Annotated in this window: 21 protein-coding genes; 8 read left to right on the forward strand and 13 right to left on the reverse strand. The window is 55.8% G+C overall.

The genetic code is table 11. From position 1 onward, the window contains the following. Nucleotides 1–6: 6 nt before the first annotated feature. The 4 genes from DFR30_RS11745 to pdhA form a co-directional block, all read right to left on the reverse strand. Nucleotides 7–1,218 (reverse strand): argininosuccinate synthase, encoded by a 1,212-nt coding sequence (locus tag DFR30_RS11745; protein WP_132973468.1) that lies wholly within the window; start codon nucleotides 1,216–1,218, stop codon nucleotides 7–9. Nucleotides 1,219–1,340: 122 nt separating this feature from the next. Then, a complete protein-coding gene (locus DFR30_RS11750) occupies nucleotides 1,341–4,436 on the reverse strand; it encodes an FAD-dependent oxidoreductase (RefSeq protein ID WP_132973470.1) in 3,096 nt (1,031 codons plus the stop codon). Nucleotides 4,437–4,590: 154 nt separating this feature from the next. Beyond that, a complete protein-coding gene (locus tag DFR30_RS11755) occupies nucleotides 4,591–5,571 on the reverse strand; it encodes an alpha-ketoacid dehydrogenase subunit beta (protein ID WP_132973472.1) in 981 nt (326 codons plus the stop codon). Then, nucleotides 5,571–6,563 (reverse strand): pyruvate dehydrogenase (acetyl-transferring) E1 component subunit alpha, encoded by a 993-nt coding sequence (gene pdhA, locus DFR30_RS11760; RefSeq protein WP_132973473.1) that lies wholly within the window; start codon nucleotides 6,561–6,563, stop codon nucleotides 5,571–5,573. The genes DFR30_RS11755 and pdhA overlap by 1 nt, the downstream gene beginning before the upstream one ends. Nucleotides 6,564–6,826: 263 nt before the next feature. Between pdhA and pyrC the strand changes: the two genes are divergently transcribed. Continuing rightward, a complete protein-coding gene (pyrC, locus tag DFR30_RS11765) occupies nucleotides 6,827–7,858 on the forward strand; it encodes a dihydroorotase (protein WP_132973475.1) in 1,032 nt (343 codons plus the stop codon). Between the two features lie 70 nt (nucleotides 7,859–7,928). Then, complete coding sequence (rnt, locus tag DFR30_RS11770; protein ID WP_132973477.1) at nucleotides 7,929–8,552, forward strand: ribonuclease T; 624 nt, start codon at nucleotides 7,929–7,931, stop codon at nucleotides 8,550–8,552. A gap of 38 nt (nucleotides 8,553–8,590) precedes the next feature. Here rnt and DFR30_RS11775 read toward each other — a convergent pair whose 3' ends face one another. After that, a complete protein-coding gene (locus DFR30_RS11775; RefSeq protein ID WP_132973479.1) occupies nucleotides 8,591–9,634 on the reverse strand; it encodes a cytochrome-c peroxidase in 1,044 nt (347 codons plus the stop codon). Between the two features lie 95 nt (nucleotides 9,635–9,729). On the opposite strand from DFR30_RS11775, the gene DFR30_RS11780 reads away from it, so the two are divergent. From DFR30_RS11780 to nhaD, 3 genes are all read left to right on the forward strand, one after another. After that, entirely contained in the window at nucleotides 9,730–10,287 is a 558-nt protein-coding gene (locus DFR30_RS11780; protein WP_243640733.1) for a hypothetical protein, read from the forward strand. Between the two features lie 132 nt (nucleotides 10,288–10,419). Then, complete coding sequence (locus DFR30_RS11785) at nucleotides 10,420–11,394, forward strand: GGDEF domain-containing protein (protein ID WP_132973481.1); 975 nt, start codon at nucleotides 10,420–10,422, stop codon at nucleotides 11,392–11,394. A gap of 51 nt (nucleotides 11,395–11,445) precedes the next feature. Then, a complete protein-coding gene (gene nhaD, locus DFR30_RS11790) occupies nucleotides 11,446–12,897 on the forward strand; it encodes a sodium:proton antiporter NhaD (protein WP_132973483.1) in 1,452 nt (483 codons plus the stop codon). A 71-nt stretch (nucleotides 12,898–12,968) separates the two neighbouring features. Here nhaD and grxD read toward each other — a convergent pair whose 3' ends face one another. The 6 genes from grxD to DFR30_RS11820 all read right to left on the reverse strand — a co-directional run bounded on the left by grxD (nucleotide 12,969) and on the right by DFR30_RS11820 (nucleotide 19,489). After that, nucleotides 12,969–13,292, reverse strand: a complete 324-nt coding sequence (gene grxD, locus DFR30_RS11795) for a Grx4 family monothiol glutaredoxin (protein WP_132973485.1) — start codon at nucleotides 13,290–13,292, stop codon at nucleotides 12,969–12,971. 92 nt (nucleotides 13,293–13,384) lie between these two features. Continuing rightward, nucleotides 13,385–15,178, reverse strand: a complete 1,794-nt coding sequence (locus DFR30_RS11800) for an N-acetylglutaminylglutamine amidotransferase (protein WP_132973487.1) — start codon at nucleotides 15,176–15,178, stop codon at nucleotides 13,385–13,387. Between the two features lie 3 nt (nucleotides 15,179–15,181). Next, nucleotides 15,182–15,514 carry a BON domain-containing protein gene (locus DFR30_RS11805; protein ID WP_165869196.1) on the reverse strand — a complete coding sequence of 111 codons (333 nt, stop codon included), beginning with the start codon at nucleotides 15,512–15,514 and terminating at the stop codon, nucleotides 15,182–15,184. A 77-nt stretch (nucleotides 15,515–15,591) separates the two neighbouring features. Next, nucleotides 15,592–17,205: a sensor domain-containing diguanylate cyclase gene (locus tag DFR30_RS11810; protein ID WP_132973491.1), complete on the reverse strand. Its 1,614-nt coding sequence runs from the start codon at nucleotides 17,203–17,205 to the stop codon at nucleotides 15,592–15,594. After that, a complete protein-coding gene (locus DFR30_RS11815) occupies nucleotides 17,202–17,702 on the reverse strand; it encodes a hypothetical protein (protein WP_132973493.1) in 501 nt (166 codons plus the stop codon). Before DFR30_RS11815 ends, DFR30_RS11810 begins: the two co-directional genes overlap by 4 nt. A 254-nt stretch (nucleotides 17,703–17,956) precedes the next feature. Further along, nucleotides 17,957–19,489 (reverse strand): hydantoinase B/oxoprolinase family protein, encoded by a 1,533-nt coding sequence (locus tag DFR30_RS11820; RefSeq protein WP_207891894.1) that lies wholly within the window; start codon nucleotides 19,487–19,489, stop codon nucleotides 17,957–17,959. A 145-nt stretch (nucleotides 19,490–19,634) separates the two neighbouring features. On the opposite strand from DFR30_RS11820, the gene DFR30_RS11825 reads away from it, so the two are divergent. The 3 genes from DFR30_RS11825 to argF all read left to right on the forward strand — a co-directional run bounded on the left by DFR30_RS11825 (nucleotide 19,635) and on the right by argF (nucleotide 22,491). Next, the gene (locus tag DFR30_RS11825; protein WP_132973497.1) at nucleotides 19,635–20,243 is read left to right on the forward strand and encodes a urate hydroxylase PuuD; all 609 of its coding nucleotides are present in this window, start codon (nucleotides 19,635–19,637) and stop codon (nucleotides 20,241–20,243) included. 164 nt (nucleotides 20,244–20,407) lie between these two features. Further along, nucleotides 20,408–21,589, forward strand: a complete 1,182-nt coding sequence (locus DFR30_RS11830) for an acetylornithine transaminase (RefSeq protein WP_132973499.1) — start codon at nucleotides 20,408–20,410, stop codon at nucleotides 21,587–21,589. Continuing rightward, nucleotides 21,586–22,491 carry an ornithine carbamoyltransferase gene (argF, locus tag DFR30_RS11835; RefSeq protein WP_132973501.1) on the forward strand — a complete coding sequence of 302 codons (906 nt, stop codon included), beginning with the start codon at nucleotides 21,586–21,588 and terminating at the stop codon, nucleotides 22,489–22,491. The genes DFR30_RS11830 and argF overlap by 4 nt, the downstream gene beginning before the upstream one ends. A gap of 209 nt (nucleotides 22,492–22,700) precedes the next feature. Here argF and phoU read toward each other — a convergent pair whose 3' ends face one another. Continuing rightward, on the reverse strand, nucleotides 22,701–23,399 hold the full coding sequence (gene phoU, locus DFR30_RS11840) for a phosphate signaling complex protein PhoU (protein WP_132973503.1): 699 nt from the start codon (nucleotides 23,397–23,399) through the stop codon (nucleotides 22,701–22,703). Between the two features lie 11 nt (nucleotides 23,400–23,410). Next, nucleotides 23,411–24,214: a phosphate ABC transporter ATP-binding protein PstB gene (gene pstB, locus DFR30_RS11845; RefSeq protein WP_424565409.1), complete on the reverse strand. Its 804-nt coding sequence runs from the start codon at nucleotides 24,212–24,214 to the stop codon at nucleotides 23,411–23,413. Between the last annotated feature and the right edge of the window lie 10 nt (nucleotides 24,215–24,224).

Here is a 24,224-nt window from a genome sequence, read left to right on the forward strand (position 1 = left end):
CCCCTTTTACCGCTTCTTCCTCGCCGCAATCCGCAGCCGCAGCGCATTGAGTTTAATGAAACCTTCCGCGTCCTTCTGGTTATAGGCACCCTCGTCATCCTCAAAGGTCGCAATGCGCTCGTCAAACAGAGAGTCTGTATCTGACATACGACCAGCCACTGTGACATTGCCCTTGTACAACTTGACACGCACCTTGCCATTTACTGTTGCCTGCGAACTGTCGATCATCTCCTGCAACATTTCGCGCTCGGGGCTCCACCAGTAACCGTTATAAACCAGCTCGGCATAGCGCGGCATCAAATCGTCTTTCAGATGCGCTACCTCGCGATCCAGCGTCAACGATTCAATGGCACGGTGCGCCTTTAGCATGATGGTACCTGCCGGCGTCTCGTAACAGCCGCGCGACTTCATTCCAACATAACGGTTTTCGACAATATCATCACGACCGACGCCGTTGTCACCACCGAGCTTGTTCAGCTGCTCCATTACCCGGGCCGGCGTCACCGACTTGCCATCGATAGCGACAATGTCACCTTTTTCGTAGCTCAACTCCACATAGGTTGGCTTGTCCGGCGCCTGTTCCGGCGATACCGTCCAGCGCCACATACTGTCTTCCGGCTCCGCCCAGGGGTCTTCCAGAATGCCGCCTTCGTAAGAGATGTGCAGCGAATTGGCATCCATCGAATAAGGCGACTTCTTGCCTTTCTTGAAATCGACAGGAATATTATGCTCTTCGGCATAGGCCATCAGCGTTTCACGCGAACTCAGGTCCCACTCACGCCACGGCGCAATGACCTTGACATCCGGCTTCAGCGCATAGGCGCCCAGCTCAAACCGCACCTGGTCATTGCCCTTGCCGGTGGCACCGTGTGAAATTGCATCTGCACCTGTCTCGTTGGCAATCTCCACCAGGCGTTTGGCAATCAGCGGGCGGGCAATCGATGTTCCAAGAAGGTACTCACCTTCGTAGATGGCGTTGGCGCGGAACATGGGGAACACATAGTCACGCGCAAAGTCTTCGCGCAGGTCTTCGATGTAGATTTCCTTCACACCCATGGCCTGTGCCTTGGCGCGCGCCGGCTCGACTTCCTCTCCCTGACCGATGTCTGCGGTAAAGGTCACGACTTCACAGCCATAAGTATCTTCCAGCCATTTGAGAATAATGGAGGTATCCAGACCACCGGAGTAGGCGAGAACGACTTTGTTAATTTTTGACATGGGTTACATAACCTTTATTAAAACTTCTGAAACCTGAAATCTCGCGCCAATGGGCATTGTTGTTCTCCACCACTGTGCAAACCTGAACCAGTCTCAACGCTGCCCGTCTACCCAAACAACATTCAATCCTTGCTCCTGGACTTCATCTTCGCACTACGCCGCAACCGGGAACCCAATCGCCGCGCCAGCTCACCAAACAACTCCGTCTGCGTCGGATGCGGATGAATCGCATGCCCCACCTGCTCCAGCGTCAGGTCAGCCGATACCATCATCACCGCTTCACCAATCAGCGTGTCCGCATGATCCGCCAACAGGTGAACACCAATGACGCGTTGCGTCTTTTTGTCCGCCACAATCTTGATCATACCGTGCAGCTCATTGTTGATCATCGCCTTGGCATCAATGCTCATCGGCACCTTGGCTTCCACGGCGTCAATACCTTTTGCTTTTGCCTGGTCAACAGACAGGCCGACAAACGCCGCTTCGGGCCGGGTAAAGATCACACCGCAATCCTTGTCCTGGTCGTATTTCATGTCTTCGCCAAGGATGGTGGCGGCCGCCACGCGACCCTGTTGTGCGGCGGTGTGTGCCAGCATCAGCCCACCTATCACATCGCCAATGGCGAAGATGTGCGGCACGTTGGTTCTGCACCGCGCATCCGCCTTGATGATGCTGTGCTCGCTGGCCACACCGGCCTTGTCCAGGTCCAGCCCGTCCAGTACCGGGCGCTTGCCGGTCCCCATAATGATGTAATCGACCTTGGTTGTATGTGCCTTGCCGTCGCTGTCCTTGTACTTGACAGTAACAGCCCCGGCCTTGCCACTGATCTTGTCAATCTGTACCGAGGTATGCACGGTCAGACGGGGATCGTCGTTGAGCACACCGGTCAGGTGTTTGGCAATTTCCGGTTCCACCTCGGCGAGGATGCGGTCTTTGGCTTCCAGCAACGTCACATGGGTACCGAAGTCCTGGAAGATCTGCGCCATTTCCAGGCCGATGGCGCCGCCGCCGATGACAACCAGTTTCTTCGGTTGCTGTTCCAGTTGCCAGACGGTGTCGGAAGTGAGTACGCCACCACCTTCGACCAGCCCTTCCACAGCACCGGGAATCGGCGGCACGAATGGAGGGGCGCCGGTAGCAATGACAGCACAGCCAAAGGTCATGGTTTCGCCACTCGGCTTGCTGGCATTTTCGGCGCGAGTATGCGGATCCGCCTGGTTGCCGGAGGTATCGACAAACACGGTATGATCATCGACAAAGCGGCCAAAGCCCTGGATGTATTTGATCTTCACACCCTTGTCGGTTTTCAGCGCCATGTCGCCGCGGGTTTCCAGCACCTTGCGGCGCGTGGTTTCCAGCGCTTTCCAGTCCAGCTTCGGTTTACCCGGGGTGATACCAAGATGGCTGTCGTGCAGGCGGTCGCGAATACGGTCCGCGGCAGCACGCCAGGCCTTGGACGGAATGCAACCGCGCCACAGGCACTCGCCACCCGGCAAGGGAGAATCATTGATCATCGCCACCTTGAGGCCGTGCGCAACCAGATCACGCGCGCAATCTTCACCGCCGGGACCACCGCCGACCACGACCACGTCGTAATCCCAGTTGCCTTCCGGGATGGCGGGGCCGCTCGGGCCCATCCAGCTGTCGGGTTGTTCGATGAGTTCTTTCAGGGCATTCAGGTACAACGCCACTTCAGCCCCATTAACCACGCGGTGATCGGCGGTAATAGTGAACGGGCTACCCTGCTCGGTGTTGGCCGAAATCGCAAGGATAGCGGCGATGCCAGGGGTGGCAATCGCATCGAAATGACTGACGCCGAACATGCCCATGTTGGAAATCTGGAAGGTGGAACCGGTGTATTCTTCCGGTTTCAGACGGCGCTTGCGCGCACGCCCGACCAGGTCCTTCCAGTCTTCACCCAGATCGGCGAGATCACGGCTTTCGCAATTGCGCAGCACCGGAACCACCAGGCCACCACCATCGGCGGATACCGCCATACCGATATCGACATTGCTGCGTTCGATCAGCTTGTCCTGTGGCTGGTAGCACCAGTTCATTTTCGGATACTGCTGCATGGCCATGGCACAGGCCCTGGCAATCGTGACGGTGACAGACGCACCCTGTGCCTTGGACGCCTTGATCAGCGCACCAAGTTTGATGTGTGCGGTTACGTGGAAAGTCGGCATGCTCAGCGAAGATGTCATCGCATCGCTGATGGCCTTTTCCAGCTTGTTCATGGGACGACCGTTACCCGGCACGTCGACCTGCGGGAAGCCGACGGTGGCCGATGCTGCAGTCGGCTGTGCGGCGTGGACATCTGCAGCGACAATTGCGCCACCCGGACCGGTACCACCCAGCCCGGACAGGTCAATACCACGGGCACCGGCTACGGCACGTGCATAGGGTGTTGCACCTCGACCATGGGGCCGTGGGGCCGGTGTGCCACCGGCTGTAATAACCGCGGGTGATGCAGGCACTGCAGCCTGTGGCGTGCTGGCCGCAGACTGATCCGCTTCCGCTGACACCTTGACTGAATCACTTTTTGGCAGCGTGGCCGGTACAGCATCTTCATTCACTACCTTGTCTGCACTATCGACGAGGTACGCCAGCGGTGCACCGACAGGGACTGTGGCATCCACCGGTACGCGAGGTCCGGACAGGTAACCGTCACGGAATACTTCCACATCCATGATCGCCTTGTCGGTTTCGACCTGGGCAACGATGTCGCCACGCTTGACCTTGTCACCGATATCTTTTTCCCAACTGACCAGTATGCCCTCGGTCATGGTGTCGGAAAGCTGGGGCATGATTATGGTGTGCGTGGCGCCTTCCGGGGCGACCGCTTCGGCACTGGCCTGTTCGACTTCAGCCACCGGGGCTTTAGCCGGCTCCTCCGCGACAGTTCCAGCCGCTGTCGCCGGCTCCTGCGCTGTAACTGCGGGTGCAGGTGCGTCGCCGCTGTTCACTTCATCGGCACTGGAGACCAGGTAACCCATCGGCTCCCCGACCGGCACGGTCGAATCGACCGGGGCCAGCGGTCCGGACAGGTAGCCATCACGGAATACTTCCACATCCATAATGGCCTTGTCGGTTTCCACCGTGGCAACGATGTCGCCGCGTTCCACCTTGTCGCCAACGTTCTTCTCCCAGCTGACCACCACACCTTCGGTCATGGTGTCGGAAAGCTGGGGCATTTTGATCACATAGGGTTCAGCCATGTATACATCCAGATTCTGAGAAATTTTTATCCAGGAATATCCTGAAGTAATAAATACAGCATTCCCGTCATTGCGAGCGCAGCGAAGCAATCTTCAGCAGTCTGGCGCCAGGCCCGGAAAGATTGCCGCGCTGCGCTCACAATGACGAAATTAATCAGCGCCCTAACATTTTCCTGGCCGCCGCAACCACATCACCGGGGTTGGGGATGGCCGCTTTCTCCAGCGTGTGGTTATAGGGAATCGGCACGTTGACAGCCGACACGCGCTGCGGTGCAGCATCGAGCTCAAAGAAACATTCTTCGTTGATGATTGCCATCACTTCGGCACCGACACCTACCGGGGCTTCGGCCTCTTCAACAACAATTGCGCGATGTGTCTTGCGCACGGATGCGGCAATACCGGCACGATCCAGCGGCGACAGCGCATACAGATCGATCACTTCTGCCTCGATACCAAACTGCTTTGACAAGGTTTCCGCCGCCTGCAAACACCAGTGCACGGAAATGTTGTAACCGAACAGGGTCACATCGCGCCCTTCGCGCGCCACGTCTGAACCTTCCAGCGGCAGGAAAAATTCCTCGTCGGGTACTTCACCCTTCATGTTGTACATCAGTTCGTGTTCGTTGATGTACACCGGGTCATTGCAGCGTATGGCCGACTTCAGCAAACCGTAAGCCTGCTTCGGTGTACTCGGTGTCACCACACGCAGCCCGGCAATACCCATGAACACCTTTTCCATACGCGCCGAATGCTGTGCTCCAAGCTGATGCGCGGTACCACCGGCAGAGCGCATGACGATCGGCGCTGTCAACTGGCCACCGGACATATAACGCACCTTGGCAGCCGAATTGAACAGCTGATCCATCGCCAGCCAGGCAAAGTTCACTGACATGATTTCGATAATCGGGCGCATACCAAGGAACGAGGCACCGATACCCAGACCGGTGTAACCGTTCTCGGAAATCGGCGTATCAATGACACGCTCCGGCCCGTATTTTTCGAACAGACCCTTGGTCGCCTTGTAGGTGCCACCGGCAACACCGATGTCCTCGCCCATGCAGATCACCATGGGATCACGTTCCATTTCTTCATCGTGGGCGCGACGGATCGCTTCCCAGTACATTAGTTCAGCCATCAGCGGCCACCTCCCAGCACCCAGGGGTCATTCTCCGCCAGGCAATACTTCTCCAGTTCCTCGACGCGTGGTTCGGGCGACGCTTCGGCAAAGGCAATAATTTCATCCTCGATCTGGTCGAGAATTTCTGTATCCATTGCCTTGTAATCATCCCTGGAAATTTCACCGGCCTCGATCAGACGGTCGCGCAGCATGATTATCGGGTCACGTTTCGACCACATGCGCTCTTCGTCCCTGGAACGATAGGCATTGGAATCAGACATGGAATGCCCTCGATAACGGTAAGTCATCAGCTCCAGGAAGTAAGGTCCCTTGCCGGAACGCACATGGTCGACAGCTTTTTTCGCCGACTTGAAGACTTCTTCGATATCCTGGCCGTCAGCCTGGGCGGATGGAATATCGTAGCCGGATACACGCTTGTACTGGTCAATAACCGCCGTGGATCGATCAATGCGGGTGCCAATGCCGTACAGGTTGTTCTCACATACGTACAGTACGGGCAGGTTCCACACCTTGGCCATGTTCAGTGATTCGTGAAAGGTGCCCTGGTTGTTGGCGGCATCACCGAGGAAACAGATCGAGATCTGGTCGGTCCCTTTCATTTTGATGGCCTTGGCCATACCGGCCGCCAGCGGGAACGGCCCGCCAACCAGCGCGTAGCCCCCCATGAAGTGATGCTCGGCGTCGAAAATATGCATGGAACCGCCGCGACCCTTGGACGAACCGGTTTCCTTGCCATACAGCTCGGCCATGACTTTTTTCGGGTCAGCGCCACACTTGATGGCGTGGATATGGTCCCGGTAGCCGGTGATCACATAGTCATCACCCGGCCGTGCCGCTTCCAGTACCCCGTGGGCGCAGGCTTCCTCACCTGAATACAGGTGCAGAAAACCGCCAATTTTTCGTTCGACGTACGCTTCGTAGCAGCGCTCCTCAAAGCGCCGCGCAAACAACATTTCGCGCAGCAGCCGTTTCTTGTCGGCAACGTTCATGAGGCTCCTTGCAGTTCCCGAGACCCGGTTGGTCTCGTCAATGAATTGAAAGTATTGATATTTTACCGAATTTTCCGCATGCTCCGACAAGGCCTCCTGGCGCTGTCGTCATGCTCGGCGCGGTGTACACGAGGTAACCGCTACCCGGCAAAAACCGAGCGCGATATGATCTGTGTTTTAGGCGCCAAGGTCAAGGTGAAAAATGCCGTGAACAGCAGCAAAAGCGTCGAAAAATCAACGGAAAACAACCGGAATTCACACACATGAACTTGACAATCCAGCGCCCGGACGATTGGCACCTGCACATACGTGACGGCGATGCCCTGCGCGCTGTCATCGCCCACACGGCAAACCAGTTTGGCCGCGCCATCATCATGCCTAACCTGAAACCACCGGTTACCGATGCCGAAGCCGCCGTTGCCTACCGCCAACGCATTCTCGATGCGCTGCCTGCAGGCAATCGCTTTCAACCCCTGATGACACTGTACCTTACCGACAGAACATCTCCGGAAACCATACGTAGTGCAATGGAAAGCGGCATAGTGAACGCCGTAAAATACTACCCGGCCGGCGCCACCACCAACTCCGATGCCGGCGTCACCCGTATCGAAAATACCTGGTCCGCGCTGGACGCCTTGCAGGAAGCCGGCATGCCGCTACTGGTACATGGCGAAGTAACTGACCCGACGGTAGACATATTCGATCGTGAAGCCGTATTCATCGAACAGGTACTGGAACCTGTTACGAAACGCTTTCCTGCGCTGAAAATCGTCCTCGAGCATATTACTACGCAACAGGGCATTGATTTCGTCAACGGCATGCCGGACAACATCGCCGGCACCCTCACCGCCCATCACTTGCTGCTCAACCGCAATGCACTGTTTGTCGGCGGCATACGTCCGCATAACTACTGCCTCCCGATACTCAAACGTGAACAACATCGCCAGGCACTCGTAAAGGCCGCGACGAGCGGAAACCCGAAATTCTTCCTCGGCACTGACAGTGCGCCGCACCCCCGACAGGCCAAGGAAAGCGCCTGTGGCTGTGCCGGGCTGTACACGGCCCATGCGGCTATCGAGCTTTATGCAGAGGCCTTCGAACTGGCTGGCGCACTGGACAAGCTCGAAGCTTTCGCCAGCCACTTCGGGCCAGACTTCTATGGTCTGCCACGCAATAAAGACACGATCACCCTGACCCGGAAAGCGTGGACCGTGCCGGATGCCTACCCGATGGGCCAGGACAGGCTGATTCCCATGCGGGCAGGCGAGGTATTGCACTGGAAGCTGACGGGCTAAAAACCGCCAGCCCCTCAAAAACCTGTGCACGAGTTTCGTCATGCGCAATTCCTTCCGGTATGCTTGTTCAATGCCTGATGAAAACACTACCGCAAAACTTGCTAACCGCTTCCGTGGTTTCCTTCCCGTCGTAGTTGATGTCGAAACCGCCGGGTTCAATGCAAAGCGCGATGCATTACTGGAAATTGCCGCCGTTATTCTGGATTACGATGAACAGGGAAAACTGTGCCCGGTAGAGACCTACGCCTGTCACGTCGAACCCTTCCCTGGCGCCAATCTGGAGGAAAAGTCTCTGGAATTTACCGGCATCGACCCCTACCACCCGTTTCGTATGGCCAAGTCTGAACCCGAAGCTCTGGGTGAAGTGTTTCCGCCGATACGCAAGGCGGTAAAAGAAGCCGCCTGTACACGCGCCATTCTCGTTGGGCACAACCCCTCTTTCGACCTGGGATTCGTGAACGCTGCAGCTGACCGTTGCAAGATCAAACGCAACCCTTTCCATCCTTTCAGCAGTTTCGACACCGCCTCACTGGCAGGTCTGGCATTCGGTCAGACCGTACTGGCTCGCGCTGCAGTTGCAGCCGGAATAGCGTGGGATCAGGAACAGGCACACTCGGCCAAATACGATGCCGAACGCACCGCGGAGCTGTTCTGCATAATCGTGAACAAATGGGATGAACTGAACGGGCAGTGACAGCGCCCCCGCCCGGGAGTGCCGTCACTGCAGCCAGATCAGTTGCCGGACAGTAGCGACCAGCCTGGTGTCGCCGGCAACCGTGGCAGTTTCTGCTCAGGGAACTCGCCGGTCAGCGCATTGAGGAAGGCCTCGATATCGGCAACCTTTGTATCATCGAGATCGGCATTTAACTGCAGCTTTGCCATGACCCGGATAGCCTCTCCCAGTGTCGCGACCGAACCGTTATGGAAGTACGGTGCGGTCAAGCTCACGTTACGCAGGGTTGGCACCTTGAACAGGTACATATCCACCTTGTTGCCAGTGGATTCAAAGCGCCCCTTGTCTTTCATGAAATCGTATTTCTTTACGTAGCTGTTGTCTGTAAAGGTCGGGAATTTCATGAAGAAGCCGGTGCCGGCAGGCATGGCCGGGCCATTGAAAGCAGGCCCCGAATGGCAACTGGTGCAACCGGTATCCGCAAATGCCTGCATGCCACGCTGCTGCTGTGCTGTCAGTGCCGTCTTGTCGCCCTTCACAAAGCGATCGTACGGGCTGTTTGGTGTAATCAGAGTACGCTCGAATGCCGCTACAGCTTTTGCTGCATTGTCTACTGTCACAGGGTCCTTGCCGCCAAAGGCACGCTCAAAGTAAGGCTTGTACCCCGGAATGGCCCGTACCCGACTCATGGCCTTCTCAAGGTCGCTCATCCCCATTTCAACCGGGTTGACGACCGGCCCCTTGGCCTGTTCCTCCAGGCTCGCTGCACGGCCATTCCAGAATTGCGATGACGCAAAAGCGGCATTCCAGACCGTCGGCGCACTGCGTCCACCGGTCTTTCCATGCACACCCATGGAAAAATTGCGGTTGTCGTCTCCGCCCAGCATCAGGTTGTGACAGGAGTTACAGGAGACCGTACCCGTCTGTGAAAACCGCGGATCGAAATACAGCATCTGGCCGAGTTCGACCTTTTCCGCTGTGGTGGGATTGTCAGCAGGTTCCGGCGCCTTGTCCGGCAATGCCTGCCAATTGGCCGCCATCGCCACTCCCGTGGCCAGAAACCAGACAAGCAGACCCTGAACTAACCTTGAATGTTTTAGCATAAGATATAACTCCCTGAACCTGTGTTCATTTCCGCTGAAGCACACTATTATCCCACACAAATGCACTCCATACACAAGCTGATAAAGGTGAACTCATGGTTATGCTTCCCGAAAAAGACCAGCAAATCATCGAAGCACATACCGGGCTGATCCATCGCGTGGTGATCGGTTGCCAGAACCGGGACATGGTGCCGGACCTGGACGAAATCCTGAAACAGGCCGAGCAGAATGGCTGGCTGCAGCTGGTGGCAGCAGTCCGCAAGATTCTCGGCGGTTCACGAGACACCACCATCCTCAAAAATCTCGATGAGGAAGATGCTGTCATCGTAGGTTCGATACTGCGCGGCCTGCAGAACCCGGAAACGCTCCCCGACCTCGGCAAAGGAGTAAACGGCGCCATGGCGGCTCCCGGCCTCGCCGCCATGATCCACGGCGCCCGTACCGGCAACCTGGAAACCCTGCAGCTGCTTGGCAACATGGCGCAGCAAATGATGCACGCCGGCGGCGATATGGCTCGCCTGGCGGGTATATTGCGACCCCTGGTTCAGGGCAATCGCGAACCCGAGGAACTAACCGAAGGAATGAGCGAAGAGGGCGAAAAGCTGGTTATGGGTATACTTGCAGAGCTGGAAAAGATGGACCAGCGGCATTAAACACACTGCCAGCAGGTGAATACAACAGCGGCAGGCAAATCTGAAAAAAACCGGAAATTCATTTAAATTCCACACGCTATGTGCCGCTAACGGGACCAATATTGTTTTTAAACGAGCAACCTGGATCCCGTTGTGACGCAAATACCCATCCACAAACTGATGACCCAACATGTTGAATTGCTTAGCCCGGCAACCCCTCTGCATTCTGTGGCACACGCGATGCAGTCAAAGCGCCATTCCTGTGTCGTCCTTGGAGAGGACAAGATTCCTGCAGGCATTATTACGGAACGTGACCTGGTCAGTATTCTGGGGCGTATTCTTGATGAGCCGGAACTGGCGAATGAACCTGCAGCAAACTTCATGTCCACCCCTCCCTGCACGGTAGACGACAAGCAGACACTTTTTGATGCACTGGTGATTTCACGTGCCGATGGTGTTCGCCACCTGCCGGTAGTGAACAACTCCGGGAAACTGGTTGGACTGATTACGCAAACAGACCTTGCCCAGGCTCACTTCCAAGTCATCGAAGAGCAACAACACGTAATAGAGCGGGCAATCCACAAACGCACAGAACAACTGGTCGCCGCGAATGCAGAACTGCAATCCCTGTCGATGGAAGACGGCCTGTTGCATATTGGTAACCGGCGGGCAATGGAAGTCGATATGGAACACACGCACGCGCGTGCAGTTCGCTACAACCAGACTTATACCACCGTGTTACTGGATGTCGATTTTTTCAAGGCATATAACGACCACTACGGACATATGGCTGGAGACGACGCCCTGAAGCAAACAGCCTCAATTGTGAAGTCCGCTATACGCAAATCTGACCGTGTCTACCGATACGGCGGAGAAGAACTGCTACTGCTACTGCCAGACACAGGGCCGGATGGCGGCGCAATCCTGACGCAACGTATCCTGAAGGCACTACAGGATACGGCAATTACACATTGCAAAAGCCCTTATGGCGTCATTACCATGAGTGCGGGAATCGCCAATCACGACCCTGAACAAGAGGCATCAGCGACGGACTGGTCTGCAGTGGTTCACGCCGCAGACCAGCGTCTGTACCAGGCAAAGGAAGCCGGGCGCAACCGTGTCGCCTGACCCGGCAAAACCCGTCAGATTTACAGGATACAGGACACAGGGAACTTAAGGATGAAACACATCACTGTCTCAAACAGCCAACATTGGATTCTCGCAATATTACTGACTGCCCTGCCGGGCCTGGCACTGGCTTCGGGTGACAGCATGCAACTACAGAATTTCACCAACCACTGGGCAGGCTGGCTGGCCATCGGCATATTCGTGCTGGCCTATGCGCTGGTGATTGGTGAAGAGGCATTGCACCTGCGGAAATCCAAACCCACCATGGTCGCAGCCGGCTTCATCTGGCTCATCGTCGCGTTACTCTATATCCAGGCGGGAGACACCCATACGGCAGAACAGGCCGTTCGCCATAATCTTGAAGAATTCGGGGAACTGTTCCTGTTCCTGCTCGCCGCCATGACCTACATTAATACCATGGAAGAGCGCGGTGTCTTCGATGCCCTGCGTGCATGGCTGGTCGGACGCGAATTCTCACTGCGCAAGATATTCTGGATAACCGGTGGCCTGGCATTCGTCATATCACCCATCGCAGACAATCTCACGACCGCACTGCTGATGGCAACGGTTGTCATGGCGGTAGGCGGCTCGGATCACCGCTTTGTCGCCGTGGCCTGTGTCAATATCGTGGTTGCCGCCAATGCAGGAGGCGCTTTCAGCCCATTCGGCGATATCACCACCCTGATGGTGTGGCAAAAAGGCATTGTACAGTTCCAGGAATTCTTTGCCCTGTTCGTACCCTCGGTAGTTAACTGGCTTGTACCTGCCGTGATACTTGGCATGACCGTCCCGAGTACTGCCCCACAGGCGCGTCATGAAGCAGTGGAGCTCAAGCATGGCGCCTGGATCGTGGTTGGCCTTTTCATTCTCACCATCAGCATGGCGGTTTCAGCACATAACTTCCTGCACCTGCCGCCGGTGCTGGGCATGATGACTGGCCTGGGTTTCCTGAAGTTTTATGGTTACTACCTGAAGAAACGCTCTCAACCGGAACCTGCTGAAACGCTATCCGGGGATACGCTCGACCTGGAAGGAAAACCGGCTGCAGACGCCAATTTCAATATTTTCAAATCACTTGAACGCGCCGAGTGGGATACGCTGATGTTCTTTTACGGCATTATCCTGTGCGTTGGCGGGCTTGGCACTATCGGCTACCTCGCAGTCGGCTCGCAATTGATGTACGGCGACCTGGGTGCCACACAGGCAAATATCCTGGTTGGAGTACTGTCTGCCATCGTTGATAATATCCCGGTGATGTTCGCCGTACTTGCCATGGAGCCCTCCATGGACCATGGGCAATGGTTGCTGGTAACACTGACAGCCGGTGTTGGCGGTTCAATGTTATCTATCGGCTCAGCTGCAGGTGTAGCCGTGATGGGCCAGGCTCGTGGTATTTACACCTTTTTTGCGCATCTGAAGTGGAGCTGGGCCATTGCGCTGGGTTATGCCGCCAGTATCTGGGTACACTTCCTGATCAATGCGAAACTGTTCACAGGACACTAGGGAAACGTTCGATTAAATGTCATGCCGGCGAAAGCCGGCATGACGTGAGATTAGCTATAGGGGCCGGGAAATCAGGATGCTTTCTTGACGGCTTCCTGCAACAGAGGCTTGAGTTCACCCTTCTGAAACATCTCCAGGGTGATGTCATGGCCACCGATCAACTCACCATTAACGTACACCTGGGGGAAGGTGGGCCAGTTGGCAAAACGCGGCAGGTTTTCGAAAATTTCCGGGTCGGCCAGTACATTAACGTGGCCAAAATCAACCTCACAGGCCTGCAAGACCTGTGCAGTGCGAGCAGAATAACCACAGCTCGGTAGCTGGGGCGTACCTTTCAGAAAAACAACAATCGGTTGACTGTTGACGGCTTGCTGTATGCGCTCCATGACATCCATGGTTATTTACCTCTCAATTCGAACCTAATTCACCAGTTCAGGCAATTGTACGCAGCCTGCGGGGGCCGAAAAAGCTTTTTTTAGAGGGGTTTTCAGGAATTTGCGCCCGCCATCGGGTCAACATTGCGTTGTAGCCAGTATTCCAGCGCAGCCAGATGCCACAGTTTGCTGCCCTGCAGGCGTGTAAATTGCTGCTGTGGGTTTTCCAGCAATAGTTTCACATAGCTTTCACGGTACAGACCGCGCTCGCGGCAGGCCCGCGAAGTCAGGATGTCACGCATGAATTCCAGAAATGGCCCGCTGATGTACTTCAGTGCCGGTACCGGGAAATAGGCCTTGGGGCGGTCGATAACAGCGTCCGGCACCAGACCGCGTGCGAGCTTCTTGAGCGGATATTTGCCGTTTTCACGAAGCTTCAGTTCGGCCGGCATACGTGCCACCAGCTCGACCAGTTGCTGATCAAGGAACGGGACGCGTGCCTCTAGCCCCCACGCCATGGTCATGTTATCCACACGCTTCACCGGATCATCGACAATCAGCGTGGTGACATCAAAATGTAGCACCTTGTTCAGATACTCATTTGTTCTGGCCGCCTTGAGACGCTCCTCTACCAGGGCCGCTGTATAATCGGGGCCGGCATACTTCCCGGTCACCATCTGCAGGTATTCGCTGTGGTCGCGGTCAAAATAAAAGGGCTGGAAACGCTCGATATCCGAGCCACGCGCTGCATGCATGCGCGGGTACCAGAAATAACCGGCGAACACCTCGTCAGCCCCCTGTCCGCTTTGTACCACCTTGACGTGCTTTGACACCTGTTCTGACAGCAGGTAAAACGCCACTGCATCCTGGGCAACCATCGGTTCAGCCATCTGATCAACGGCTTCAGGCAATCGATCCAGTACTTCGTGATTGGGCACATGGATTTTGTGATGTTGCGTGCCATAACGCTCCGCAACTGCATCCGAGAATTCAAACTCGTCACCACGCTCATCGGCGTGATCCTCGAACCCTACCGAGAATGTCAGCAGATCGTTGCCTCCTTCCCGGGCCAGCAACGCAACCAGCAGACTACTGTCGAGTCCACCGGACAACAGTACACCGACAGGCACATCCGCGATTACCCTGCGTCGCCGCACGGCTTCCAGCAGGGCTTCACGCGTTGCCTCCAGCCATTCATCTTCACCAAGCGGTCGATCGGGTGGTGAGGCATCAAGCTGCCAATAGGCCGAAAGCCGTTCCTTGCCCTTCGCATCCATAATCATGATATGCGCGGGGGGTAACTTGCGGATACCCCGAAGCAAAGTTCGCGGCGCCGGTACGACGGCGTGCAGGGTAAAGTGATGATGCAGGGCCACGCTGTCAAAGCCTGTGTCAACACCACCTGCAGCTAACAAAGCCTGTGTGTTTGAAGCAAATCGGAAACTGTCGCGCGTATGGTGATAGTAAAACGGTTTTATCCCAAAACGGTCACGCGCCGCCAGTAACTGCTGACGCCGGCTGTCCCAGATAGCCAGTGCGAACATGCCATGCAGGCGCGAGACAAACGCTTCGCCCCAGTGTGCATAGGCCTTCAGGATAACTTCGGTATCTCCGTCACTGACAAATGTCACACCGTCACGGACCAGCTCCGCCCGCAGCTCACGGTAGTTATAGATGGCGCCGTTAAAGACCAGTGCAAGTCCCAGCGCCTCATCGACCCAGGGCTGGTTTGATGCATCGGACAGATCAATCACTGACAGACGGCGGTGTCCCAGTGACACGGGGCCTTTTATATACCGCCCTTCATGATCCGGTCCACGCCGTGCCAGCCTGGGCAGCATACGCGCCACGACTCCTGCGTCGGGAGGCTTGCCATCAAAACGGAGTTCGCCGCAGATTCCACACATGACTTAATACGTCAGTGACGATTCGACTCGCCTGACCCCATCAACCGAACGCGCCAGCTCCAAAGCTCGCTGTTTTGCTTTCGTATCACGCACCTGACCGGACAACCGGACAACCCCGTTGCGAGTATCAATTCTGACATCGAATGCACTGATTTGCGCATCCCTGACAAACTGCCGGTTGATTTCTGCGGTGATCGCCGCATCTCGTCGCTCTGCCGCAGAAGCCGTTGCCGATGACCGGCCTCCCTGCGCCTGCCCGCTGACGATCAGCGAACCACAGGCCGACAAAGCGCCGGCGAGCAACAGTACTACCAGCACGTGCTGCAAAACCCGCATTGGAATCCCCTGCCTGGAAAACGCATAGTCTACGACAATCATTTGCCGGGGGACAGAAGGCAATAGCCGGCAATCCGTCAGAAAGGTTTTTTGGTGTTAGTTACCAGTGAAAGCGATTGTTTCTGATTCTTCTTGCGGGCCATCGTGCTGGCTTCCTTACAACTGCTGTGAACGACAACACGATTACGCCCGCTGGCCTTGGCCTCGTACAGCGCCTTGTCTGCCGAGCGCATAAGGCGGGATAACGAGCCCTCGCCCAAACGGCCTGAATAACAGCTGATACCTGCACTGACCGTCATCGGGATTCGCACACCCTGGTACGTTGCCGGTGATTCACTGACCAGTTCGCGAACCTTCTCGGCCAGCGCCACATTACCATCCGGGTTCTCCGACACGTTGAGAATAAGGAACTCCTCACCACCAATTCTGAATAACTGGTCATTGGCCCTGGAGTTATGTTTCAACAGACGTGCAAAGTGCACCAGCACAGCATCACCGCCGAGGTGGCCATGCTCATCGTTGACAGCTTTGAAGTAGTCCAGGTCCAGCAGGATCGCTGTCAGATAACGGCCGTCACGTTCAACCTGGGCAAACAGTCCGGGAGTGACTTCCTGTAGATAGCGCCGGTTGTACATACCCGTAAGACTGTCAGTAATAGCCGTTTCCTGCAGTTTCTTGTGCGCCCGTTTTACTTTGGCTTTTTCACGCCGCAGGGCATCCAGCACATCAGCGAACCGGTTCAGCAACAGGTCGAGTTCGGTGCGTGACTCATTCCTGTCCAGAACAGGCAGGCGCCCGTGGATCATGGCTTCGGTCGTCTCCATAAGCTGTGCGAGCGGACGACGGAAGTTCCGCACCATCAACCAGCCAAGCAGCAAAACTGTAAGGCCGCCCAGGAATGAAAACGCGTAGGCCCAGTACCGGTAGCGGTTCAACATGTGTATCAGGCGTGTTTCCGAAGCCGCAAACCAGAGACGTGGAATTTCCGTTCCCGCTTCCGGCAGATCAACTTCATGCAGGTAAAATGACCGCTCGGTATCGACAACCATCTTGCTGGCCCGATTGATCTGGAAGCCCCGGTAGTCGGGGTTACTACTCCATAACACACGACCGTCACTTTCGAAAAAGATCAGGTATTCGCCGGAGTTGCTTTCCTGCTGCTGTAACCAGCTGTCACCAAGGAGGCGGGCAACGGCACTGGTTGCAAGCGTCTCTCCCTGATATACAAGTGGCTGCACTGCCACCATGACAGGGCCATCCGGCGACATGAAGAAAAATTTTTCACGGCTGGTTGCTTTTTTTCGCTGACGCAGCGCATTAATCAGTCTTGAGTATTTTGCCCCGTACAACACCTCTCCACTACGTGAAAGAATCACATGCGCATCGGTCGGCAGTGAACTGAACTGGCGATCATAATACGACGCAAGGGCTTCACTGCTGGCACCAAGCTGAACGATGATGTAGATATGTTCCTGCAGACGAAGGTCGTTAACGATAATATCCGTGTAATTGAGTAACTCATCGCCCTGATGACGAACGGACTCCTGCTTGCGCATGGCCGCATGCCTGAGGTGCTCTCGAGAACCGGAAACCACAATATCCGTTGCCGTTTTGAACGAAAGCAACATCATCCCTGTGAGTAGTGCGATCAGCATCCCTACGTATATAAATATACGGGATGTATAATTCACGGAGCGTGTTCCCGCGCAGTTTTCAAAGGCAGCAGGTTGTACTCAGCAGCAACCTTGCGGAATACCGGGCCGGTCTGTACTTCGTTTATTATCTTTACAACATCGTCAGACGGATGCTGGTCGGTCACCGCTGACAGCTCGCGATAGAAAGGATACTTCTTCAGGCGCAGGTTTTCCGGTGTCGGCATGACACCTCCCACACTCAGCGGGCAACAGACCATCCCGAAGGTTTCGTTATCCGGGCGGTTCTGCAATGCCGTCTTGATGTCCGCATTGCATCCCATCCCCAGCGTGGAGTTACGACCATGCAAAATGATGGAGCGCCCGGAGACTTCTTCCAGGTCGCAATTGAGCCTGTCAAAAATCACCCACACAAAATGCACACCGGCACCGGTAATCACATTGTCGGTGTCTGCGTACAGGGATTTAACCGGGGTAATGAAGGCAACAAGGAGTCCGGCGAAAATGCCGATCAGCCTGATCAAGTTTTTCGTCATAAATACAGCCCTGTTTAAAAATCTTGCGCGTACGTTGCAAAAAGCAAGACGGCATCAATAAGTACTGTGCTCCGATTCACTAACGGCAAAGCGTCAAAAATCTGAACTAGTTCACAAATTTTTAAACACGGTATTTATAACTGACTGATATTAATAGTATTAGAATGCAGCGCCCAGCACCCTGAAACAGTGACTCAGGTTACAAAGAAGCAGCAATATTTTGACAGTAGACGCGCTTTCTGTCGCAGCGGAGCTCAATTCTCGCCGTAGCCACCGCCACCTGGACTCTGAATTTCCAACCGGTCCCCGGCTTTCACAGTGCATGTTATTTTCGGCTCCAGCGGCCTTCCATTGAGTAAATTCTTTCCTGCTGCACCGGGCTGACCACCGGCCAGCCCCCAAGGCGCATGAACACGTCTTTCGGTCAGCAGGGTAACTTCAGCAGAAGCCAGGAATTCATATTCCCGGACAAGTCCGTCACCGCCCCGCACGCGTCCTGCTCCACCGGAACCATTACGCAGGGCGTAACGCCGGATCCGCAATGGATAAGCCGATTCCAGCACCTCAATGGGTGTATTCAACGTATTGGTCATATGGGTCTGTACACCATTCAACCCACCGCCATCGGCACCCGCACCCATACCGCCACCGATTGTTTCGTAATAGTCCCAGCCACTGCCAAGCCGGGACCCCATGGCCAGATTATTCATCGTGCCCTGACTGGCTGCTGCTACGCGCTCGGGGATTACCTGCGCAAGAGCACCCAGCACCAGGTCCACCACCCGGCTGCTGGTTTCAACATTTCCTGCAGCAACGGCGGCCGGCGCGCATGCATTCAACAGGCAGCCAGGAGGGGCATGAATATGAATAGAGCGAAAACTGCCCGCGCAAGCTGGTGTTCGCTCATCCATAAGGCAGCGGAAGACATAAAATACTGCCGCGGCAGCCACCGACAGGGGACAATTAATATTGCCTTCGACCTGCCCGGCACTACCTGAAAAATCTACATCAATCCGATCACCGTGAATTGTCAGCCGCACTCGCAGTTCGATGTCACGGTTACCCTGACCATCATCATCCATATAGTCGGTAAAGCAGTATTCGCCGTCCGGCAACGCTGAAAGGGCTTCCCGCGCCATTCGTTCACCGTAACGGTTTATTTCAGCGAGCCCCGACAGCCAGCGCTCCACACCACTACCTGATACCAGTGCGCTGACCCGCTCTACTCCGGTTCGGTTGGCGCTGATCTGGGCAGAAAAATCGCCCTCGGTCACAATCGGGTTGTGGGTTGCGGCAATAATCTCGTCGAGTACAGGGCGAATTACTTCGCCACGCTCGACCAGCAATGTTGGTGGAATGAGCAGTCCTTCATCCTCGATCGTCGAACCAACAGGCATGGATCCCGGGCTATCAGCCCCGATATCCGCGTGGTGTGCACGATTGGCGATAAACCCGACACAGCTATCCCTGATAAATACCGGGGTAACCAGCGTTACGTCCGGCAGGTGAGTCCCTCCCCGGTAGGGATCGTTAACGACCAGCATGTCACCCTCTCTCCACGCGCGGCACTTCACCAGATCGTGCATGGCGTAAGCCATACTGCCCAGGTGTACGGGTATGTGTGCGGCCTGCGCACACAACTCCCCGCCGGGATCAAAGACAGCACAGGAGTAATCGAGACGGTCACGGATGTTGGGCGAGAAAGCAGCCTGTTGCAGCATGGCCCCCATTTCATCACAAACGGCCTCAAGGCGGCTTGCAAACAGACCCAGCTCTATACTATCCATGATTTGCTATTATGCCCGAGTGGCGGGCGGATATTGCATTAACCTATAGCGTGCCGTAAGCTTCGCAATCCTGACTAATCTAGTCGGCTATTCCAACCGCTATAAAATCCAAAGTTAAACCCCATTGTTTCGAGGAGCAGTAACAATGAACCCGTTAAAATCCATCACCGGCACCATCGTATCAGGCATCGTGCTGGCCCTCATCTTTGCCTTCGCCATGAGTAATGGCCAGGGCAACCCAATAGAGTGGACCGTGTGGTTTCATGTGATTGTAGGTATCACCTGGATTGGTCTGCTGTACTACTTCAACTTCGTCCAGGTACCGGCTGTCGGCGCGGCATTGTCAGAAAAAGACAAGGGTGGCCCTGGACCAGCTGCCATTAACAAATACGTAGCGCCACGCGCATTATTGTGGTTCCGCTGGTCCGCCTTGCTGACCTGGCTGTCTGGCGCAGCGGCATTGGGCAAATTAGGCATCTTCAACGAGGCCTTCACCTTCGAGAACTTCAGCTTTAGCGGAAGTGCCTCGGTTATCGGCATGGGTGCATGGCTGGGTACCATCATGCTGTTCAATGTATGGGTTCTGATCTGGCCGAACCAGAAGAAGATCCTGGGTCTGGACGGCAAGGAGCACAGTGCTGAAGAAATCGCCGGCGCCAAAACTGTGGCCCTGATGGCGTCCCGTACCAATACCTTGTTGTCAATCCCCATGCTACTGGGCATGACAGCTTTTGCCCACGGCCTGCCCTTCTGACAGCGCAGTAACCTGGCATCGAAACCCGGCCCCTGGCCGGGTTTTTTTTGCCCCGGGTTTGCCGGAAAAATGCCATAAAACTTGGAAATACGGGGGATACTCTATAAAATCCCCGCTTTGCGGTGGCGGCCTCTCTGGGGCTGCCTTTTTGTTTTGGGGGTTCCATGCCCGATCATCTGATGAACACATACCTGCCGTTGCCAGTCAGTTTTACCCATGGCGAAGGCGCCTGGATATTCGACACCGACGGCACGCGCTACCTGGACGCGCTCGGCGGCATTGCCGTGTGTGCGCTCGGTCATGCTCACCCGGCAGTCACCAAAGCCATTTGCGAACAGGCCGGTCGCCTGCTGCACAGCTCAAACCTGTACCGGATCGAAAACCAGGATGCACTTGCTGACACACTTTGTGAAAAAGCCGGCATGCGGCGTGTGTTCTTTTCCAACTCCGGCGCCGAAGCCAATGAAGCCGCGCTGAAACTGGCGCGCCTGTACGGCCACCAGAAAGGTATCGACACACCACAGGTCATCGTTACCGAAGGCAGTTTCCATGGCCGCACCATGGCCACCCTTACCGCTACCGGCAACCGCAAGATACAGGCAGGTTTCGAACCGCTGGTAGCGGGTTTCCTGCGCGCCCCCTACAACGATATCGAAGCACTGCGCACCATTGCCGGCAACAGCCCGGATGTGGTCGCCATCCTGGTCGAACCGATCACCGGTGAAGGTGGCATACGCATACCCGACGATGATTATCTCACCACCATTCGGGCATTGTGCGATGAACACGGCTGGTTGATGATGCTGGACGAAATACAGACCGGCATGGGTCGTACCGGCCGCTGGTTCGCGCACCAGCATGCCGGTATCAAGCCTGACGTTATGACGCTGGCGAAAGCACTGGGCAACGGCGTACCGATCGGCGCCTGTCTGGCCAACGGCCCTGCTGCCGATGTATTCAAGCCGGGTAACCACGGCTCGACGTTTGGTGGCAACCCGCTGGCAACACGCGCAGCGCTGGCGGTTGTCGATACGATCGAGAAAGAAAACCTGGTCACGCGTGCTGCGGCTCTCGGGGATCAGCTGCTGACCGGTTTCCAGGAACGTCTTGGTGCAAAAGACGGCGTAACAGAAGTCCGTGGCAAGGGACTCATGCTGGGTATCGAACTCAACCGTCCCTGCGGCGTACTGGTACAGCGCGCGCTCGACAAGAGACTGCTGATCAATGTTACGGCTGAAAATGTCGTTCGCCTGCTGCCGCCACTGATTCTCAGTGATGAGCAGGCTGTAACCCTGAACGACAGCGTATGCGAGCTGATTGAAACTTTCCTGGATGAAACGCCATGAGCACAAGACACTTCCTGACCCTGCTGGATTTCTCACCCGATGAACTGCGCGGTCTGATTGCACGCGCCATCGAACTGAAAACATGGCAGCGCGAAGGCCGTATCTTCGAACCGCTGAAGAACAAGGTGCTCGCCATGGTGTTCGAGAAATCCTCCACCCGCACCCGCGTTTCGTTCGAAACCGGCATGGTACAACTGGGTGGACACGCCATGTTCCTGTCCCCCAAAGACACCCAGATCGGCCGCGGAGAACCCATTGAAGACAGCGCCCGCGTGCTGTCGCGCATGGTCGACGCCATTATGATCCGGACGTTTGAACACGAAAAAATCACACGTTTCGCAGCATTCTCCAGTGCACCGGTCATCAATGCGCTGACTGACGACTACCATCCCTGCCAGTTACTGGCGGACATACAGACCTGGTTTGAGCACCGCGGAGACATTCGTGGCGCAACCGTTGCCTTCATCGGCGACGGTAACAACATGTGCCATTCCTACATCAATGCCGCACGCCAGTTTGATTTCCGTTTACAAATCGCCGCACCCGAAGGCTACCTGCCAAATGCAGACATCATGGCGACCGCGGGTAACCACATCACACTCAGCCATGACCCGATGGAAGCAGCTAAAGGAGCGGATCTTGTCGTTACCGATGTGTGGGCCAGCATGGGCCAGGAAGAAGAACAACGCATACGGGAAAAAGCTTTCAACGGGTACCAGGTGAATGCGGATCTGATGGCGCAAGCCAGCAAGGATGCTCTGTTCATGCACTGTCTGCCCGCGCACCGCGGCGAGGAAGTGACGGCGGACATTATCGATGGGCCGCAAAGTGTGGTGTGGGACGAGGCTGAAAACCGCCTGCACGCACAGAAAGCCTTGCTGGAAATCCTGCTTACTACTTAACGATCCTCCCGGGGTGTTCCGTTTCGTCGGTGCAGCCGGGCATCGCAGCGACATGTGGATGAAGCGATCCCTGTTTGAGCGGTTCACGCAGTGAGCAGCGAGTTTGGGATCGCGCCACATGTCGCGAGAAGCGCAGGGAACCCGCGCAGCGGGCAAAGCGTTGAACCGGAAAACCCCGGCAAGCCAGCGCCAACCTGCCCGCGATAAAATCAACCCGACTTGTCAACCCGCGTATGCCGCACGTCCTTGCCCTTGACCAGGTAAATCACGTACTCACAAATATTACCCGCACGGTCACCGATCCGCTCCATCGCGCGTGCCGCGAACATGGCCTGCAAAATACTCGGTATCGAACGCGGGTCTTCCATCATGTAAGTCATCAGCTCACGCATCAACGAATCATATTCGTCATCGACCAGTCGGTCTTCACTCCAGACTTCCACTGACTTTTCCGTGTCCAGATGCGCGAATGCATCGAGCGCACCGTGCACCATACTGCTCACATGGTGGCCAAGGTTGCGTATCTGGGTAAACAGGCGTGTTGAATGCTCCTCTCTCACCAGGGTGCTGACCATACGCGCGATACGTTCCGCCTCGTCACCGATACGTTCCAGGTCGGTAATAGTCTTGATGACGGCCACCACCAGGCGAAGATCACTGGCAGCCGGCTGTCTGCGCGCCAGCACGCGATTACACTCCTCGTCTATCGCCACTTCCATGGCATTGACCTCGCAGTCCCGCTCCACTACTTGTGCAGCAAGGCCGGCATCACGCTTCTCCAGGGCAGTCATGGCGTCTTTTAGCTGTTGCTCAACCAGGCCGCCCATCGCCAGCACGCGGTTGCGGATATCTTCCAGCTCTTCGTTATAGCGCCGTGAAATATGTTGTCCGATATTGAGGTTTTCCATGCGCCGACTCCTTATCCGTAACGCCCGGTAATATAGTCTTCTGTCATTTTCTCGCTCGGGTTGGTGAAGATCGTATCCGTATCACCGCGTTCTATCAGTTTACCCATATACAAGAATGCCGTCTGGTCTGAAACACGCGCCGCCTGTTGCATATTATGCGTCACAATCACGATGGTGTAGCGTTCTTTCAGTTCATCGATCAGTTCCTCGATCTTGAGCGTGGAAATCGGGTCCAGTGCCGAAGCGGGTTCATCGAGCAGCAACACTTCCGGTTCAACCGCTATGGCACGCGCAATGACCAGACGCTGTTGCTGACCACCCGACATACCCAGGGCATTCTCGTGCAGACGGTCCTTGACCTCATCCCACAATGCAGCCCCACGCAAGGCTTTCTCGACTACTTCGTCCAGCACACGGCGGCTTTTCATGCCCTGCAGGCGCAAGCCGTAAGCCACGTTCTCATAGATACTCTTGGGAAAAGGATTGGGTTTCTGGAAGACCATTCCAATACGCTGGCGCAACTGGGCAACCTGCACACCCGGCGCATAGATATCTTCACTGTCGAGCAGAATGCTTCCTTCGATACGCACGCTGTCGACCAGGTCATTCATACGATTGAAACAACGAAGCAGCGTTGACTTGCCGCAACCACTGGGACCGATAAAGGCCGTTACCTGTTTTTCAGGGATCGGCATACAGATGTTATCCAGCGCCTGTGATTCGGCATAGAAAAGATTCAGGTTCTTGACCTCAAGGCATATCCCGGCCTTATCTGAGGCCCTCACATCCGGGGTTGCCTGCGTGGCTTCAGCCATCCTGGTGGAA

Origin of the sequence: Thiogranum longum (genome assembly GCF_004339085.1) — a bacterium.
GTDB lineage: Bacteria > Pseudomonadota > Gammaproteobacteria > DSM-19610 > DSM-19610 > Thiogranum > Thiogranum longum.

What these genes read in the sequence shown, in the direction of transcription:
- argF (WP_132973501.1), top strand. Translation starts at nt 21,586, where the DNA reads ATGAGCACAAGACACTTCCTGACCCTGCTGGATTTCTCACCCGATGAA.
- DFR30_RS11755 (WP_132973472.1), bottom strand. Translation starts at nt 5,571, where the DNA reads ATGGCTGAACTAATGTACTGGGAAGCGATCCGTCGCGCCCACGATGAA.
- DFR30_RS11750 (WP_132973470.1), bottom strand. Translation starts at nt 4,436, where the DNA reads ATGGCTGAACCCTATGTGATCAAAATGCCCCAGCTTTCCGACACCATG.
- DFR30_RS11800 (WP_132973487.1), bottom strand. Translation starts at nt 15,178, where the DNA reads ATGTGTGGAATCTGCGGCGAACTCCGTTTTGATGGCAAGCCTCCCGAC.
- DFR30_RS11830 (WP_132973499.1), top strand. Translation starts at nt 20,408, where the DNA reads ATGCCCGATCATCTGATGAACACATACCTGCCGTTGCCAGTCAGTTTT.
- DFR30_RS11820 (WP_207891894.1), bottom strand. Translation starts at nt 19,489, where the DNA reads ATGGATAGTATAGAGCTGGGTCTGTTTGCAAGCCGCCTTGAGGCCGTT.
- DFR30_RS11775 (WP_132973479.1), bottom strand. Translation starts at nt 9,634, where the DNA reads ATGCTAAAACATTCAAGGTTAGTTCAGGGTCTGCTTGTCTGGTTTCTG.
- DFR30_RS11745 (WP_132973468.1), bottom strand. Translation starts at nt 1,218, where the DNA reads ATGTCAAAAATTAACAAAGTCGTTCTCGCCTACTCCGGTGGTCTGGAT.
- pyrC (WP_132973475.1), top strand. Translation starts at nt 6,827, where the DNA reads ATGAACTTGACAATCCAGCGCCCGGACGATTGGCACCTGCACATACGT.
- pdhA (WP_132973473.1), bottom strand. Translation starts at nt 6,563, where the DNA reads ATGAACGTTGCCGACAAGAAACGGCTGCTGCGCGAAATGTTGTTTGCG.
- DFR30_RS11805 (WP_165869196.1), bottom strand. Translation starts at nt 15,514, where the DNA reads ATGCGGGTTTTGCAGCACGTGCTGGTAGTACTGTTGCTCGCCGGCGCT.
- phoU (WP_132973503.1), bottom strand. Translation starts at nt 23,399, where the DNA reads ATGGAAAACCTCAATATCGGACAACATATTTCACGGCGCTATAACGAA.
- DFR30_RS11825 (WP_132973497.1), top strand. Translation starts at nt 19,635, where the DNA reads ATGAACCCGTTAAAATCCATCACCGGCACCATCGTATCAGGCATCGTG.
- rnt (WP_132973477.1), top strand. Translation starts at nt 7,929, where the DNA reads ATGCCTGATGAAAACACTACCGCAAAACTTGCTAACCGCTTCCGTGGT.
- nhaD (WP_132973483.1), top strand. Translation starts at nt 11,446, where the DNA reads ATGAAACACATCACTGTCTCAAACAGCCAACATTGGATTCTCGCAATA.
- pstB (WP_424565409.1), bottom strand. Translation starts at nt 24,214, where the DNA reads ATGGCTGAAGCCACGCAGGCAACCCCGGATGTGAGGGCCTCAGATAAG.
- DFR30_RS11780 (WP_243640733.1), top strand. Translation starts at nt 9,730, where the DNA reads ATGGTTATGCTTCCCGAAAAAGACCAGCAAATCATCGAAGCACATACC.
- DFR30_RS11815 (WP_132973493.1), bottom strand. Translation starts at nt 17,702, where the DNA reads ATGACGAAAAACTTGATCAGGCTGATCGGCATTTTCGCCGGACTCCTT.
- grxD (WP_132973485.1), bottom strand. Translation starts at nt 13,292, where the DNA reads ATGGATGTCATGGAGCGCATACAGCAAGCCGTCAACAGTCAACCGATT.